The organism is Streptomyces sp. NPDC088747, from assembly GCF_044751025.1.
In the GTDB taxonomy this organism is placed as follows: domain Bacteria; phylum Actinomycetota; class Actinomycetes; order Streptomycetales; family Streptomycetaceae; genus Streptomyces.
In genome coordinates, this window is sequence record NZ_JBIVKZ010000006.1 from 180,916 (window position 1) to 195,667 (window position 14,752).

General features: G+C 71.0%; 14 protein-coding genes and 1 pseudogene. 10 read left to right on the top strand and 5 right to left on the bottom strand.

What is annotated here, in order from left to right; genetic code table 11:
• Window positions 1-417: 417 nt before the first annotated feature.
• A complete protein-coding gene (locus ACIP79_RS16545; protein ID WP_401223717.1) occupies window positions 418-585 on the top strand; it encodes a hypothetical protein in 168 nt (55 codons plus the stop codon).
• Between the two features lie 264 nt (window positions 586-849).
• On the opposite strand, the gene ACIP79_RS16550 is transcribed toward ACIP79_RS16545, so the two are convergent.
• From ACIP79_RS16550 to ACIP79_RS16560, 3 genes are all read right to left on the bottom strand, one after another.
• The gene (locus ACIP79_RS16550) at window positions 850-1,287 is read right to left on the bottom strand and encodes a very short patch repair endonuclease (RefSeq protein WP_401224270.1); all 438 of its coding nucleotides are present in this window, start codon (window positions 1,285-1,287) and stop codon (window positions 850-852) included.
• Between the two features lie 270 nt (window positions 1,288-1,557).
• A complete protein-coding gene (locus ACIP79_RS16555; RefSeq protein ID WP_401223720.1) occupies window positions 1,558-2,574 on the bottom strand; it encodes a hypothetical protein in 1,017 nt (338 codons plus the stop codon).
• 232 nt (window positions 2,575-2,806) lie between these two features.
• Window positions 2,807-4,282, bottom strand: coding sequence for a beta-1,6-galactanase (locus ACIP79_RS16560; RefSeq protein WP_401223723.1), 1,476 nt, complete (start codon window positions 4,280-4,282; stop codon window positions 2,807-2,809).
• Between the two features lie 278 nt (window positions 4,283-4,560).
• On the opposite strand from ACIP79_RS16560, the gene ACIP79_RS16565 reads away from it, so the two are divergent.
• The 4 genes from ACIP79_RS16565 (at window position 4,561) to ACIP79_RS16580 (ending at window position 7,840) form a co-directional block, all read left to right on the top strand.
• A complete protein-coding gene (locus ACIP79_RS16565; protein ID WP_401223726.1) occupies window positions 4,561-5,358 on the top strand; it encodes a class E sortase in 798 nt (265 codons plus the stop codon).
• Between the two features lie 144 nt (window positions 5,359-5,502).
• A complete protein-coding gene (locus tag ACIP79_RS16570; RefSeq protein ID WP_401223728.1) occupies window positions 5,503-5,826 on the top strand; it encodes a DUF6412 domain-containing protein in 324 nt (107 codons plus the stop codon).
• Window positions 5,827-6,088: 262 nt separating this feature from the next.
• The gene (locus ACIP79_RS16575; RefSeq protein WP_401224272.1) at window positions 6,089-6,823 is read left to right on the top strand and encodes a YidC/Oxa1 family membrane protein insertase; all 735 of its coding nucleotides are present in this window, start codon (window positions 6,089-6,091) and stop codon (window positions 6,821-6,823) included.
• Between the two features lie 159 nt (window positions 6,824-6,982).
• Window positions 6,983-7,840, top strand: a complete 858-nt coding sequence (locus ACIP79_RS16580; protein WP_401223731.1) for a fumarylacetoacetate hydrolase family protein — start codon at window positions 6,983-6,985, stop codon at window positions 7,838-7,840.
• 244 nt (window positions 7,841-8,084) lie between these two features.
• On the opposite strand, the gene ACIP79_RS16585 is transcribed toward ACIP79_RS16580, so the two are convergent.
• Window positions 8,085-8,549 (bottom strand): heme-degrading domain-containing protein, encoded by a 465-nt coding sequence (locus tag ACIP79_RS16585; protein ID WP_401223733.1) that lies wholly within the window; start codon window positions 8,547-8,549, stop codon window positions 8,085-8,087.
• Window positions 8,546-9,679 carry a Gfo/Idh/MocA family oxidoreductase gene (locus ACIP79_RS16590; protein ID WP_401223735.1) on the bottom strand — a complete coding sequence of 378 codons (1,134 nt, stop codon included), beginning with the start codon at window positions 9,677-9,679 and terminating at the stop codon, window positions 8,546-8,548. Before ACIP79_RS16590 ends, ACIP79_RS16585 begins: the two co-directional genes overlap by 4 nt.
• A gap of 236 nt (window positions 9,680-9,915) precedes the next feature.
• On the opposite strand from ACIP79_RS16590, the gene ACIP79_RS16595 reads away from it, so the two are divergent.
• From ACIP79_RS16595 to ACIP79_RS16615, 5 genes and pseudogenes are all read left to right on the top strand, one after another.
• Window positions 9,916-11,235 (top strand): ROK family protein, encoded by a 1,320-nt coding sequence (locus ACIP79_RS16595; RefSeq protein ID WP_401223737.1) that lies wholly within the window; start codon window positions 9,916-9,918, stop codon window positions 11,233-11,235.
• A 30-nt stretch (window positions 11,236-11,265) separates the two neighbouring features.
• Window positions 11,266-11,403 (top strand): annotated as a pseudogene (locus tag ACIP79_RS16600) (DUF6183 family protein); the annotation flags it as partial.
• Window positions 11,404-11,594: 191 nt separating this feature from the next.
• Window positions 11,595-12,539: a hypothetical protein gene (locus ACIP79_RS16605; RefSeq protein ID WP_401223739.1), complete on the top strand. Its 945-nt coding sequence runs from the start codon at window positions 11,595-11,597 to the stop codon at window positions 12,537-12,539.
• Window positions 12,540-12,673: 134 nt separating this feature from the next.
• On the top strand, window positions 12,674-13,432 hold the full coding sequence (locus ACIP79_RS16610) for a GntR family transcriptional regulator (protein WP_401223742.1): 759 nt from the start codon (window positions 12,674-12,676) through the stop codon (window positions 13,430-13,432).
• Window positions 13,433-13,625: 193 nt separating this feature from the next.
• Entirely contained in the window at window positions 13,626-14,750 is a 1,125-nt protein-coding gene (locus ACIP79_RS16615) for a TIGR03364 family FAD-dependent oxidoreductase (RefSeq protein WP_401223745.1), read from the top strand.
• Window positions 14,751-14,752: the final 2 nt, after the last annotated feature.

A 14,752-nucleotide genomic window follows, 5' to 3' on the forward strand; every position in this document is an offset into this window, starting at 1 on the left:
AGTGGATACGGGCATAAGGTGCATATCTGGTGTCCGGTGGGGCTCTTTCGGTCGCCGTGGTCGCGATGCTAGCACCGGGCGGAGTCTCCGCGTCGATCAAATATGCGACGTGCGCACGTTCGGGGCGTGCTACCGTTCCCAACTGTGCTCCTCTGGCGCTCGGTTACCCCCTCAGTAGTCGATTGCCCGCGCAGTCATGGCCCCCGCCCTCCCTTCCGTGCGACATGGGCGGAGCTGCGCGGTCGCCGTTCATGGGATCTCGTATTGCAACCCGCTTCCAGCCATCGCGGCAGACGAATCGTCCCCAAATTTCGTGCGTGTGACGCTTGTTGCTGCGATGGAACCCTGTGTTCGTTATTGCCCGAACAATCCGTGAACCTTGGAGGTTCCGTGTATCCGAATCGGCGCGAAGTGTTTGTGGAGTTTTCGGCGGACAAGCCCTGCTCGGTGCAGTTCGTCGTCAACGGGTCGGCCACCGTGGCCACGGTCACGTCTGGGACCGACGAGATCAATGTCGGCTTCAGGGACATCGAGGAGGGTGGCGAGGAGTCCGACGAGGGCTTCGGTATGCCGGATGTGCGGTAGTTCGTCTCGTGTGGGCGTAGTCGGCGCGTCACTCCCACTATGCGCGCACATTCCCTGTCTTCAGGGCGGGGCGGTGTTTCGTGAGTGAAAAATCAATCCTTATCGAGAGCCTGATTGCATACGCAAACGATAAATTCGGCGAGGTTGCCTGGTGGCCCGGCGGCCTCGGCCGCGTTTCGTCGCCCCGATTCACGGGTGTTGACGCAGCAACTCGGGGCCTGATGTGGGTAGTTGTGTGCCCGTCAGTTCAGACGGTGCGTTTGGTCATGGTGTATCAGGCTGTTCATGAGTTCGTGCCTGAATGTGCAAGCGTGAAGGAGGGGTGGCATTGCTGGCCGACGTCCTGGTATCGGTGATGGACCGAACGACTTCTTCCGGTGGCTCGTGCTCCCAGAAGCGCAAAACGGTCCATCCCTCGGCCACCAGATGCTCAGAGGTCTGGCGGTCCCGTGCCATGTTCTTGTCCAGCTTGTCGCGCCACCATGTGGCGTTCGCTTTCGGTTGCGTCGCGTGTTGTGGGCAGCCGTGCCAGAAGCAGCCGTCCATGAAGATCGCGATCTTGGCTTTGCCAAAGGCGATGTCGATCGTACGTCGAGGCATCCCAGGAACAGGGACATTCACGCGATAACGGAGACCGGAGGCGTGAAGGAGGCGTCGGACCGCTACCTCGGGAGCTGTGTCGCGAGAGAGCTGTCGGCTCATGCGGGCCGAGACGGCGGGGGAGGATGGGATGGCATCGGGCACGCGAGTATTGTGCCGGCGTCCCGAGGCGCTCACACCTGTGGCGCCACCTGGGACCAACGGGCCATCGTAGATGGGTTTTTGGGCTCGACGCGGCTTCAGGTCATTCCTGACGTTGAAAGCCCGGTTCGAGGTGATGATTCCTGAGGATTCTCGGACAGGCGCCCGAGGGTGCACCCTCGGGCGGTCGGCCTCGGTCGTCGGTTCTCCTTCCTGCGCAGGCCTACCGGATTATTGACTGGCCCCGTGACACCCGCCGTAGGAGTCCCCCGACCCACACCAACACCCCGCCCCCCCCTGCGGAGGCCAAGCCACCGCCAACCCCCGCGCCGCCAACGTCGTCGCGTACTGCGGCAACAGCGTGCCGTCCGCCGGGGACGAGGCCTCCGACGCCGCGAACGCCTCGTATGAGGGGACCGTGCCCGTGACGATGCCCAGGTTCGGGGTGCCGGAGGCCGCCAGCTCTCGTAGGGACGTCTCTATCGTCGTGAGGTGGTCCTCGTGGGACGGGTATTCCGAAGCCAGGGAGGGGTACGCCGTCAGGAGTTCGGTGAGTTCGGGGGCCGGCCAGTGGAGGACCGCTACCGGGAAGGGGCGGGAGAGGGCCGCGCGGTGGGTGTTCAGTTCGGCGCGGAGGCGGGAGATCTCGGCCTGGAGTTCCGCCGGGTTGTCCGAGCCGAGGGACCAGACCCGCTTCGGGTCGTGGAGCTCGTCGAGGGACACCGGGGACGAGTGCAGGGTGTCCGCCAGCAGGTCCCAGTCGTCGTGGGTCGCACCCAGCATGCGGCGTACCCGGTGGCGCCCGAAGAGGACGGGGTGCGTGGCGTACGGGGGCTCGGCCACGTCGGTCAGCAGGAGCGTGGCCGCCTGCGTGAACGTTTCCTGGGCCGCTTCCAGCTCGTCGTGGGACTCCAGGGACTCCGCCACGATCACCCAGGGCGCCGGGTCGCGCGGGGACGCGGCGCGGACTCCGTCGATGATCGCTCGGGCCTCCGCCTCGTGGTCGTACTCCCAGAGGTTGGCGGCCTTCAGGGCCCGTACCAGGTGAGGGTTCTCCAGGGTGCCCGCGGCGGAGAGCAGGCGGTCGTAGAGGGCGGTGGCTCCGGGGCGGTCGCCGGCCAGTTCGAGGTGTGCCGCGGCCTGCACGAGCAGGTGTTCGGCGTCCTCGGGGTAGAGGCCGGCGGTACGTTCCAGGCGGGCTGCTTCGCCGGTGTGGTCGGCGTTCTCGGCAGGCGTGTCGGGGCGCATGGTGGACACGGTACTGCCGCCGGCCTGCGAACGAGAGGGATCCGCAGGCCAGAGGCAAAGGAGGGGAGGGAAAGGGGCGCACCCGCCGGGCAGGTTCAGGCGGCCCCGACTTCGTTCATTCCCGCGGGACTCACTCCCGTACGCGTCGCGTGCGACTCACGCCCACGACCGAGGGGTGAGCGCCCCTACCGGGGAGGGGTGAGCGCCTCTGCCCGCGGAACGCCCGCGCCACTCACACCACCACCCCGTCCACCTGCAACGTCTGCACCGCCCCCGCCGCGAACGGCACGCTCACCGATTTTCCGTTCAGGTACGTGTCCGAGCGGGCCGTGTAGAGGTCGCCGCCGCCCGAGGTGGCGGTGTTCCAGCGGGGGACCACGCCGCCCGTGCCGCCCGTGACGGTGGTGTAGCGGGAGAGGTCGAAGGTCAGGGTCTGGGCGGAGGTGGACTTGTTGGCGGCGACGATCACCAGGCGTCGTGCCGTCGCGTCGTAGGCCGCCGTCGCGTAGTCCACGCCCGTGTTCACGATCTTCATGCCGGGCCGGATGTGGCGGCTGAACTGTGCCAGCACGTAGTACTTCGTCTGTACGGCGCCCGGCTGGAGGGTGCTCGCGTCGTACGCGATCGTCGCCCAGCCCGCCGACGGGTCCATGACCTGCCAGTAGACCCAGGCCGTCGGGTGCAGCCAGCGCAGGTCCATGAGCAGGTTGCCCGCCATGGTGAGGCCGGTGGCGTCGCCGTCTCCGTACTCGGAGTTCCACAGGCTCTTGCCGGACGTCGTGACGGCGTCCGAGTAGAGGAGGTCGCGGCGCCCGCCCGAACCCTGGTAGCCGTGTACGTTGACGCGGTTGACCAGGGCCTTGGTGGCCGAGCTGAAGGAGTTCCAGGTCGTGCGCGCCAGGTCGTAACTCGTCTCGTCCGAGGCCGAGATCCTCGTGCCCGTCAGGCCGCGCTTGTCCAACTCGCTGCGCAGGTAGGGGAGTACGGCCGACTGGACGGCGGCGTCCAGGTGGCAGCCCTCCTGGGTGCCGGTGGCGGTCCACCAGTTGGAGGAAGGCTCGTTGAAGGGGTCCACCGTCGCGAAGTTCACGCCCCAGTTCGACTTCGCGTACAGGGCCACGGCCGCCAGGTGGGAGGCGTGCTGGCGGTAGTTCCAGCTCTGGAGGTTGTTGCCGCCGCCCGCCGCGCCCGACGGGTTGTGGTTCGCGCACATCCACCACATCGGGGAGTTGGCGAACAGCTCGCTCACGGCGCCGCGTTGGGTGGCCTTCACCAGCGCGGCCCGCTGTGCGGCGTCCGCCGTCCAGTCCCAGGCGGCGGACGCCGGGTCCTCGTTGTTCCAGTCCTGCCAGAAGCCCTCGATCTGCTTGAAGCCGGGGATGTTGGCGGAGGCGACCATGCTCTCGCCGTTCACGCTGTTCCAGCTGCAGGCGCCGAGGTTGTAGCGGGCGATGTTCAGGCCCAGGCCGGGCAGTGTCCTGCCGCCGTACGCCACCGACTTGGTGGTGAAGAAGATGTCGGCGAAGTCGTCCCGGGCGCCGAAGACGTTCGCCCACCAGGCCAGCGAGGTGCCCCAGCCCTCCCAAGTCCCGTACGTCGTCGCCGGAGTGACGGCGATGGTCGCGTCCGCGTGTGCGGTGCCCGTCGCCAGGGCGCCGCCGGCGACCGCGCCGCCCGCCGCGGCCAGCAGTGTTCTGCGTCGGATCATGGCTCTTCCGTCCGTTCCGCCCAACTGCCGGTCGTCCCACCGGGGTTGGGCTGTCGCGGCCTGATGCGGCCTGTCCCGCTGATGCCATCAGGAAGCATCGGGGGTGGCGCGTGAGGTTGTCGAGGGTTGTGACAGCCCTTTCTAAAACCGGTTTATGAAGCTGCTGTCGGCCAGTGGGGAGAGGCGCCGATCACGTGGAGTAATGAAGCCGTGCGGGTCTGGTGACTTGGAGCCGCAGCCCTTATCGTGCGTGCCGCCACGGCGAAGGAGGCGTACGCATGCGGGTTCCCGTGGTGCGGCACAGCACCCGACGACGGCGGGCCGTGCTGCGGCGCGCCCTGTGGAGCTGCGGCGAACTCCTCGTCACGGTGGGGACGGTGCTGCTCCTCCTCGTCGTCCATCAACTGTGGTGGACCAACCGGCAGGCCCAGCAGGGCGCCGAGCGCGAGGTGCGGGCCCTGGAGCGGGAGTGGCGGGCCGCGGCACCCTCGGAGACGCGGACACCGGGGGGAGCCGCCACGCCCCCGGAGGAGATCGCCACGCCCGCGGAGGGGGCCGCCGAAGAGCCGTCCGACGTCGAGTTGTCGCGCGGTGACGTCAACAGGACCGCCCCGCGCCCCAGTTGGTCACAGGCCTACGCCGTCCTCGCCATTCCCCGTCTCGGCCTCCGCGTCCCCGTCGCCGAAGGCGTCAGCAAGCCGGACGTCCTCAACAAGGGATACGTCGGCCACTACACGGACACCCAACAGCCCGGCCAGGCAGGGAACTTCGCCCTCGCCGGCCATCGCAACACGCACGGCGAGCCGTTCCGGTACATCAACCGCCTCAGGCCCGGCGACGAGATCAGCGTCGAGACCAGGGCCGCCTTCTACACGTACGTCGTCGACAGCACCCTTCCGCAGACCTCGCCCCGGGACGGCGGGGTCATCGGTCCCGTGCCACGCAGCGCCACCCGGCCCGCCCACGGGTACACCGAGCCCGGGTACTACCTCACCCTCACCACCTGCACCCCCGAGTACACCTCCACGTACCGGCTGGTGGTGTGGGGGAAGCTCGCCTCCATGCGGCCGCGCTAGGGGGTGTCGTTCGGCCCCGAGCCCAGCGGAGGTCCGGGCGGGTGCCTGCTTGAGCCGATCAGGACGCTTACCGTATAACTCGTACAAGCCGTATAGCCGTATAGCCGTGCAGCCGCGAGCCGTACGAGGAAGGAGGAGCAGCCGATGATCCGGACCTGGGGCAAGGACACCATGCGTCCCGCCGCCATGCTGCTCCTGCTGCTCGTCGAGGTCGCCCTGCTCGACACCGGCAGCCTCGCCGCCGCTGTCGCCGTCGCGTTCACCGCGACCGCCGCGGCCGGTTCCGCGCTCGCCGTCTGCGCGCTCATCGGCTCGCGCTGCGCGCCCGCCGTGCCGCGTACGCGCGTACGGACGGCCATCCGCGACCGCGAGCACCGTACGGCGTTCCTCCCTCAGCGTGATCCCGACGCGGCGGGGCGTTCGCGTCCCCGGGCGCCGGGGCGTGCCCTCCTGACGGCCGCCGCGTAGGGAACCTCCCGAGCCACCTCCGTGCACCGCCATGCCCGTGCACCGCACACCCGTACCCGTGCGCCGCCGCGTCCATGGAACGCGCCACACCCGTGGCCCGCCGTGGACGCGCACCGCCACATCCGTGCCCGTGCTCGTGCCCTCCCCCGCGCCTGGTCGTCATGCCGCCATCCCGTACGTCGACGCCGCACGCCCGCTTACGTCCGTACTCCCGCACTTTCGGCACGACGAGACCCTCGGAGGGCTCACCATGTCCACGTTCCTGTCCGCTTTCGCCGGCGTTGTCGAGCAGCTCGCCGAGCTGCTCCAGCCGCTGTTCCACGCTTCCGCGGCGGCTGCCGCGATCGTTCTGTTCACCGCGCTCGTACGTCTCCTCGTGCATCCCCTGTCGCGGGCCGCGGCGCGGGGACAGCGGGCGCGGGCCAGGCTCCAGCCGCGGCTCGCGGAGCTGCGCAGGAAGCACGCGAAGAACCCGGAGAAGCTGCGGAAGGCGGTGCTGGAGCTGCACGAGAAGGAGAAGGTGTCACCGCTGTCCGGGCTGCTGCCGGGGCTGTGCCAGATGCCCGCCTTCTTCCTGCTCTACCACCTCTTCTCCAGCTCGACGATCGGCGGCGAGGCCAACGGCCTGCTGGCGCACCAGCTCTTCGCCGCGCCGCTCGGCGACCGTTGGGCGGACGCGCTGGGCGACGGCGGCCTCCTCGGGGCGCCGGGGCTCGTCTACCTCGCGCTCTTCGCCGTCGTGGCGGCAGTCGCGAGCTTCAACTACTGGCGTACGAAGCGGATGACGGCGGCCGGTGGCGCGCTGGCCGCCGCCGCGGCGGGCGACGGGGGACAGCCGGTGCCCGGGTTCGCCGCCGTCAGCAAGGTCATGCCGTTCATGTCCTTCCTCACGCTCTTCTCCGTGGCGGTGATGCCGTTGGCGGCCGCGCTGTACATGGTGACCAGTACGACGTGGAGCGCGGTGGAGCGGGCGCTGCTGTATCCCGTGAACCCGTGAACCCGTGAACCCATGAGCCCTGCCCACCCGGACGCCCGGGAGCGCGGTCCAGTCCGTGATCAGGGTCTTGCGGACTGGACGCCGAACTTGGACGATCGACCAGTCATCCGATGGCTGCACCCGTCGGACGGCCGCCCGAGATCGAGGGAGATGCTCATCATGAAGCTGCTGCGAGTCGGTACGGCGGGATCGGAGCGGCCCGCGCTGCTCGACGCCGAGGGGACCCTGCGGGACCTGTCGGGTGTCGTCACGGACATCGACGGGGCGCTGCTCGCCGATGCCGGGGCGCTCGGCCGGATCCGGACCGCCGCGGAGGCGGGGGAGTTGCCCGAGCTGGACGGGGCCGGGCTGCGGGTCGGGCCGCCGCTCGCCCGGATCGGCAAGGTCGTGTGCATCGGGCTGAACTACCACGACCACGCCCGCGAGACCGGGGCCGAGCCGCCGGGTGAGCCGGTCGTCTTCTTCAAGGCGGCGGACACGGTGATCGGTCCGAACGACACCGTGCTCGTGCCGCGCGGGTCCGTGAAGACCGACTGGGAGGTCGAGCTCGCGATCGTGATCGGCCGCACGGCACGCTATCTGGTGTCGCACGAGGAGGCGCTCGCGCACGTCGCCGGGTACGCGGTGGCGCACGACGTCTCCGAGCGCGAGTTCCAGATCGAGCGCGGCGGGACCTGGGACAAGGGCAAGAACTGCGAGACGTTCAACCCGCTCGGTCCCTGGCTGGTGACCGCGGACGAGGTGCCGGACCCGCAGAACCTGACGCTGAAGCTCTGGGTCAACGGTGAGCTCAAGCAGAACGGGACGACCGCCGAGCAGATCTTCCCCGTCGCCGAAGTGGTGCGGTACGTAAGCCAGTTCATGACGCTGTATCCGGGCGATGTCATCAACACCGGTACGCCGGCGGGGGTTGCCATGGGGGCGCCGGAGCCCAAGCCGTACCTGCGGGCCGGGGACGTGGTGGAGCTGGAGATCGAGGGGCTCGGGCGGCAGCGACAGGAACTCAAGAACGCGTAGGCGCTCCGCTTGGTTTGGTGGGGTTGCGCGGGTTGCTGGGCGGTGCCGTCGTCCGGTGTCGACGGCACCGCCCAGCCGCGTGCCGCCCAGCCGCGTGCCGCCCAGCCGCGTGCCGCCCAGCCGCGTGCCGCGTGGCTTCAGCGTCTGCCTTCGGCCGTTGGTTTTTGGCTGACGGTCGGCTGTGGCTGGTCGCACAGTTCCCCGCGCCCCTTGCGGGGCGCGGGTGTTCGCGTTTCTTGTGGGGTCAGCCTGCGATGAAGTGTTCCAGGGCTGCTACGACCATGGCGTGGTCCTCGATCTGGGGGAGGCCGGAGACGACGACGGTGCCGACGACTCCCGCTCCCTCGACGGTGATCGGGAACGCGCCGCCGTGGGCCGCGTAGGTGTCGGGGTCGAGGCGGGAGGACTCCTCGAAGGTGGTGCCCTTGGCGCGGAAGCGGGAGCCTACGAGGTAGGACGAGGAGCCGTAGCGTTCGACGACCCGGCGCTTGCGGTCGATCCAGGCGTCGTTGTCCGGTGTTGAACCGGGCAGTGCGGCGTGGAAGAGCTGCTGGCCGCCGCGGCGGATGTCGATGGCGACGGGCGCGGCCTGCTCGCGGGCCATGTCCACCAGCAGGGTGCCGAGCGCCCACGCGTCGTCGTAGGTGAAGTGCGCCAGCGTCAACCGGCGCTCCTGCTCCTCCAGTTCGGGAATCGTGGGGGCGTTCACAGGGACACCACCACTCCGTCGCGGGCCGAGCGGCGGCCCGCCTCCAGGACGTCGAGGGCGGCCGCGGCCTCGTGCGCGGTGACCGGGTTGAGGCCGCCGTCGCGCAGGGCGGCGGCGATGGCCGCGTAGTACGCGGGGTAGGCGCCCGGAACCGTGGGCTCGGGCCGGCCGCCGCCCGTGAGCGGAGACTCCCCGGCGCCCACCCGGCCCCACAGGGACTCGGGCTCGACGCCCCACTCCTCGTCGGTGTCGGTGGGACGCTTTCCGTCGCGCAGGGCCGCCTCCTGGGGGTCGAGGCCGTACTTCACGTAGCCGGCCTGCGAGCCCAGCACCCGGAAACGCGGGCCGAGTTGGGCGGTGGTCGCCGACACGTAGAGGTGGGAGCGGACGCCGCTCTCGTGCGTGATCGCGAAGAACGTGTCGTCGTCCGTCGCGGCCCCCGCGCGACGGATGTCCGACTCCGCGTACACCGAGGTCGCGGGGCCGAAGAGGACCAGTGCCTGGTCGACGACGTGGCTGCCGAGGTCGTAGAGGAGACCTCCGATCTCTGCCGGGTCGCCGGACTCGCGCCAGCCTCCCTTGGGCTGCGGGCGCCAGCGCTCGAAGCGGGACTCGAAGCGCCACACGTCGCCCAGTTCGCCCTCGGCGATGAGCTTGCGCAGGGTCAGGAAGTCGTTGTCCCAGCGGCGGTTCTGGAAGACGGAGAGGAGCAGGCCGCGTTCGTCGGCCAGGGCGGCCAGCTCGCGGGCCTCCGCCGCCGTACCGGCGAGGGGCTTGTCGACGACCACGGGGAGGCCCGCCTTGAGGGCGGCGGTCGCGATCGCGACATGCGTCTTGTTCGGCGAGGCGATGACGACCAGGTCCAGCTCGTCGGCGCGGGCCCAGAGGTCGTCGGGGGTGGCGGCGAAGCGCAGCCCGTCGCCGAACTCGGCGCGGGCCTGCTCCTGCCGCTCCGGGTTCGAGGTGACGACCGTGTCGAGGGCCAGGCCCTCGGTCGCCGCGATCAGGGGGGCGTGGAAGACGGAGCCCGCCAGGCCGTAGCCGACGAGGGCCACGCGGAGGGGGCCGCCCGGGGTGCCGGGGGCTGCGGAGGCGGCGGGCGCGCCGGGTTCAGAACCTGTGCCAGTCATACGTCCACTTTCGCAACGCTGTTGCCAAAGTGCAAGCGCGGAGGACAATGGCGTACGTGAACAGGATCGATGCGGGATCGGGATCGGGGACGGGGCCGGGGGCAAGGTCGGGGTCGGGTACGGGTTCGCCGGGTGCATGTGGTGAGCGGGTGCCGGGCGCGGTGCCCGACGCGGAGTCGGTGAGGGCCGCGACGGCAGGTGACCCGCGGGCGGGCGACGCGGTGACGGGCCGAGCCGTGACAGGCAGAGCAGTGACGAGTGGCGCGGCCACAGGCGGCGGGCTCACGAGCGGCGTGGCCCCAGGCGTCGAGCAGGCCCCGGGCGACGAGCAGCCCCCGGGCGAGGCCCCGGGCGTCGAGGCCACGGGCGACCGGGCCACCCCTGAGCGGGTCACCGGCGACCAGCCCACCCGCGACCGAACCACAGCCCGCGCCGGAGTGAACCTCCGCGCCCCCCGCAGCCACAACGCCGCGCTCGTGCTCGACCTGCTGCGTACCGCGGGTCGGACCGGTATCAGCCGTCTCGAACTCGCCGAACGGACCGCGCTCACCCCGCAGGCCGTCAGCAAGATCACCGCACGGCTGCGCGCGGACGGTCTGCTGGCGGAGGCGGGCCGTCGAGCATCCACGGGCGGCAAACCACGCACGGTGCTGCGGCTCGTCCCGGGGGCCGGACACGCGGTCGGCCTGCACCTCGACCGCGACGAACTGACAGCCGTGCTCTGCGATCTCACCGGAGCGGTCGTGGCGGTACGGCGGGCCCCCCTCGATCTGGGACGCGGCGCGGACGCGGTGGTCGAGGTCGCGGCCACGGAGGTCGCGGCGCTGCTCACCGGGGCGGGCTCCGTACTGGGCGGGGGCTCCGTGCCGGGCGTGGGCTCCGTGCTGGGGGTGGGAGTCGCTGTCCCGGGCCCGCTCGATCACGTACGAGGGATGCTGCACCGGGTCACCGGGTTCCCCGAGTGGGACGGATTTCCGCTGCGGGACGCTCTGGCGGGACGGCTGGGGCTGCCCGTAGTGGTGGACAAGGACACGAACGCAGCCGCGCTGGGACTGGCGGCGGGCGATGCCCTGGACCCCGCCGCGGGCAACGGCTCCTTCGCCTATCTGCACCTGGGTACGGGCCTGGGCGCCGGCCTCGTCATCGGCGGCGCCGTCCACCGTGGCGCGCGTACGGGCGCGGGCGAGTTCGGACACCAGGTCATCCAGCTCGACGGCCCCCTGTGCGGCTGCGGCGACCGGGGGTGCGTCGAGGTGCTCTGCCTGGGCGCGGTCGCCGACGGCGCGATGCCCGAGGCCGCACGGGTACTGGGCGTGGGCGCGGCGAACCTCGTGGGGCTGCTGGACATCGACCTCGTGCTCCTGGGCGGCCGCACGATCGCGGCCCATGAGGAGACCTTCGTACGAGGTGTCGGCGCCGTACTGGAGGAGCGGGCCCGGCGAGAGGGCGCGGACACGCCGGTCCCCGTGCGGGTCGCTCCCGGCGGGGCGCGGGGTGTGGCGGAGGGGGCCGCCCAGTTGCTGCTGGGGCCGTTGTTCGGCCGCGGGGACGGGTGAGCGGGTGACTGGTGACGGGAGGCGGCGCGGTCTGCCGCTGACCATCGGTGGCTGCGGTTCACGGCGTTCACGGACTGGTTCCACCACGACACCTCGGACGTGGCTTTCGCCGTGCTCGATCCCACCGGGACGCGGGTCGCGGTGCTGGCGGCCACCGACACCGACTGACCGGCGCGTTCGGCGGCTTCGTACGGGCTAGAGCGCCTCCGCCGGGCGAGGGGAGTGGTGCCGCCGAACGGGTTGCTCGGCGGCGTGGCGGCGTGGGGCGGGCGGGGGATGCGTGACAGGGTCGCGGGCCGCTGCCCGGTACCGCTTACGCTCCCGATCGGCAAAGGCTCCTCATGCGAATGCGAACGCGAATGCGAACGCGATTGAGACTGCGCACGTCCCTGCCCCTCTCCGTGACAGCTGCGGCCGCCGCCCTCCCGCTCACGCTCGCCACGCCGGGTACGGCACGGGCGGAGCCGAGCCCCATCTGTGCCGCCACCGAGAGCCGCGCCTTCCCGGTGGAGACCCGGATCCACGGCGGTCCCGCCCGCTACGACGTCGGGGGCGGCTTCGGGACCTGGTACATCGACCTCACCAACACCACCGCGCAGACCTGCCAGGGCATCCACCCGGTCGTCGTCCTGGTGGACGAGAAGCGGGCGTTGCGGCCCGAGCAGGCGCGGCTGGAGTTCTACGAGGGTGCCGGTGCCGAGCAGGGCGGCACTGAGGCGCCTCATCCCGTCGAGTTCGAGAAGACCGACGAGGACGAGAACGTGGGGGCGTTCGACGGTTTCCCGGGGTTCACCGTGGGACCCGGGCGGACGCTCACCGTGAAGGTCCGTCTCTCCGTCACCTCCGACGCCGCCGTCCCGAACGACGTCGTCGCCAACGCGGCCGTCGTACAGCGGCACGACGACGACGGCGACTGGGTGGGGGAGTCGAACGACTACCGGTTCCGCATCGCGGACGAGGACGCGGACGAGGGCGAGGCAGAGGACGAGGGTGAGAGCGAGGCGGAGGGCACGGGTGAGGCCGAGGGCAGGGGAGACGGGGAGCGGGACCGGGAAGGTGCCGGCGAGGACGCGGGCGGCGCGAGCACCGGGGGCGCCGGCACCGGTGGTGTGGGCGGCGACGGCGGTGTCGTAGGGGAGGAAGAGGGGGCGGCGCCGGCCGCCGACGAACTGGCGAGCACCGGTCCGCGCGCCTCGCGCGGGCTCGGCCTGGCAGCGGGTGCTCTGCTGTCCGGCACCGGCGTCGTCCTCCTCGTCGCGTCCCGGCGGGCACGGGCGCGGGCACGGGTACGGGTACGGCGGTGAGGTCCCGGGTGCGCGCCGGGTTCCGGCCGACACGGCTCGGCGGGTGACGCGCGGAGTCCACCCCCTCCGGTGTCTCTGTAGCCCTCCACACCTGGCGCCCGCCCCCACTCCCCCCGTCTGCGACGATCGACCCCGTGGACTACCCGAACGACCAGGCCCCCGGCGCCCCCGTGCGCTCCGGTATCCCGGAGCACGGCCGCATCCCGAAGTACTACGCGGTGAAGGCGCACATCGCCCTGCTCATCGAGGAGTTGGGGGAGGGAGAGCCGCTGCCGCCGGAGCGGGATCTCGCGGAGACGTACGAGGTCGCGCGGGAGACCGTGCGGCAGGCGCTGCGGGAGCTGTTGCTGGAGGGGAAGGTGCGGCGGCAGGGGCGCGGCACGGTGGTCGCGGGTCCGAAGCTGGAGCAGCCGCTGTCGCTGGCCAGCTACACCGAGGGCGTACGGCGGCAGGGGCGCACCCCCGGTCGTACGCTGATCAGCCTCGACCGCTTCCCCTGCCCCGAGTCCCTCGCGGCCGAGGCCGGCCTGACGCGCGGCGAACCGGTCTGGCACATGGAGCGCGTGCTGCTCGCCGACGACGAGCGGGTGGGCCTTGAGAGCACCTACGTCGCCGTGGCGCGCGTACCCCACCTCGACCGCGACTTCACCCCCGACTCGTCCTTCTACGCCTACCTCCACGAGCGGCTCGGCATCGCGTTCGGTGACGCCGACGAGCGCATCGAGACGGTGCTGGCCACCCCGCGCGAGGCGCTGCTCATCGGTACGCCGCCCGCGCTTCCGATGCTGCTGATCCACCGGGTCTCGCGGGACACGGCGGGCGAGCCGCTGGAGCGCGTGCGGACCCTGTACCGGGGAGACCGGTTCTCCTTCACCGCCCATCTCGGCGGCTGACCCCTTCTTTCCGAACAATCTGAACTATCCAAACTATCCGAACAGTTCGGATAGTTCGGACGCGGGTGGGCTGCGGTCCGCCCGTTCTTTATAACGTACAGGTAACGGGTCTAGCCCAAATGTGATAGGCAGTTCACCATTCGGATGCTGTGCCGTCCCTTTCGATTCCCCCCTTCCGAGGAGCGTTGCCGTTGTGAGAGTGATAGTTGTCGGAGCCGGCGTGGTGGGCACCCTGCATGCCTGGCACGCAGTGGAGCGCGGCCACGAGGTCGTGCAGATCGAGCGTGAGGCGGAGGCCCGCGGGGCCTCGCTGCGCAACTTCGGACAGATCTGGGTGAGTGGTCGCGCCGGAGGAGAGGAGCTCGAAACCGCCCTGCGGGCAAGGGAGTTGTGGGAGTCGATCGGGGCCCGCGTCCCGGGGATCGGCTTCCGGGCGAACGGGTCGCTGACCCCCGTACGCGGCGAGCGTGAACTCGCCGTCGCCGAGGAGGCCCTGGCCCGCCCGGACGCCGCCGCCCGCGGCTACAAGCTGCTGACGGCGGGCGAGGCGCGCGCCGTGAACCCGGCCCTGCGGGGCACGTACGACGCCGCCCTGTACTGCGAGCGCGACGCGGCCGTCGAACCGCGCGTCGCCCAACTCGCCCTGAGAGCCGAGCTGCTGAAGTCCTCGCGCTACACCTTCCTGCCGGGTCGCGAGGTCCGCGACGTCGTCGGTGAGCACGCGGTCCGTGACGACCACGGAGACGTGCACCGCGGCGACGTGGTCGTGCTGTGCACGGGGGCCTGGCTCGGCGGTCTCGTACGGGAGTTGGCCGGGCCCGAACTGCCCGTGCGGCGGGTGCGGTTGCAGATGATGCAGACCGAGCCGCTCGGCGAGCCGCTCACCACCTCGGTCGCCGACGCGGACAGCTTCCGCTACTACCCGGCCTACCGCGGCGAGGCCCTGGACCGGCTCAACTCCGGTCAGCCGCAGGCCGAGACCGCCGCCGCCCACCGGATGCAGCTGCTCATGGTGCAGCGCGCGGACGGTGGGCTGACCATCGGCGACACCCACGAGTACGAGCACCCCTTCGCCTTCGACACCGTCGAGGAGCCCTACGACCACCTGACCGGCGTCGTCGAGTCCTTCCTCGGACGCCCGCTGCCGAAGATCCGGCGGCGCTGGGCCGGGGTGTACGCGCAGTGCACCGATCCGAGCCGGGTCGTGCACCGCCAGCGCGTACGGGACGGGGTGTGGCTGGTCACCGGGCCCGGCGGGCGCGGCATGACCTGCTCGCCCGCGATCGCAGAGACCACCGCCGACAAGCTGGGATGGTGAAC

Bases quoted from the DNA above. Each gene is read 5' to 3' on its own strand.
- ACIP79_RS16590 (WP_401223735.1), bottom strand. From the start codon at position 9,679: ATGACTGGCACAGGTTCTGAACCCGGCGCGCCCGCCGCCTCCGCAGCC.
- ACIP79_RS16580 (WP_401223731.1), top strand. From the start codon at position 6,983: ATGAAGCTGCTGCGAGTCGGTACGGCGGGATCGGAGCGGCCCGCGCTG.
- ACIP79_RS16605 (WP_401223739.1), top strand. From the start codon at position 11,595: ATGCGAACGCGATTGAGACTGCGCACGTCCCTGCCCCTCTCCGTGACA.
- ACIP79_RS16560 (WP_401223723.1), bottom strand. From the start codon at position 4,282: ATGATCCGACGCAGAACACTGCTGGCCGCGGCGGGCGGCGCGGTCGCC.
- ACIP79_RS16555 (WP_401223720.1), bottom strand. From the start codon at position 2,574: ATGCGCCCCGACACGCCTGCCGAGAACGCCGACCACACCGGCGAAGCA.
- ACIP79_RS16570 (WP_401223728.1), top strand. From the start codon at position 5,503: ATGATCCGGACCTGGGGCAAGGACACCATGCGTCCCGCCGCCATGCTG.
- ACIP79_RS16565 (WP_401223726.1), top strand. From the start codon at position 4,561: ATGCGGGTTCCCGTGGTGCGGCACAGCACCCGACGACGGCGGGCCGTG.
- ACIP79_RS16550 (WP_401224270.1), bottom strand. From the start codon at position 1,287: ATGAGCCGACAGCTCTCTCGCGACACAGCTCCCGAGGTAGCGGTCCGA.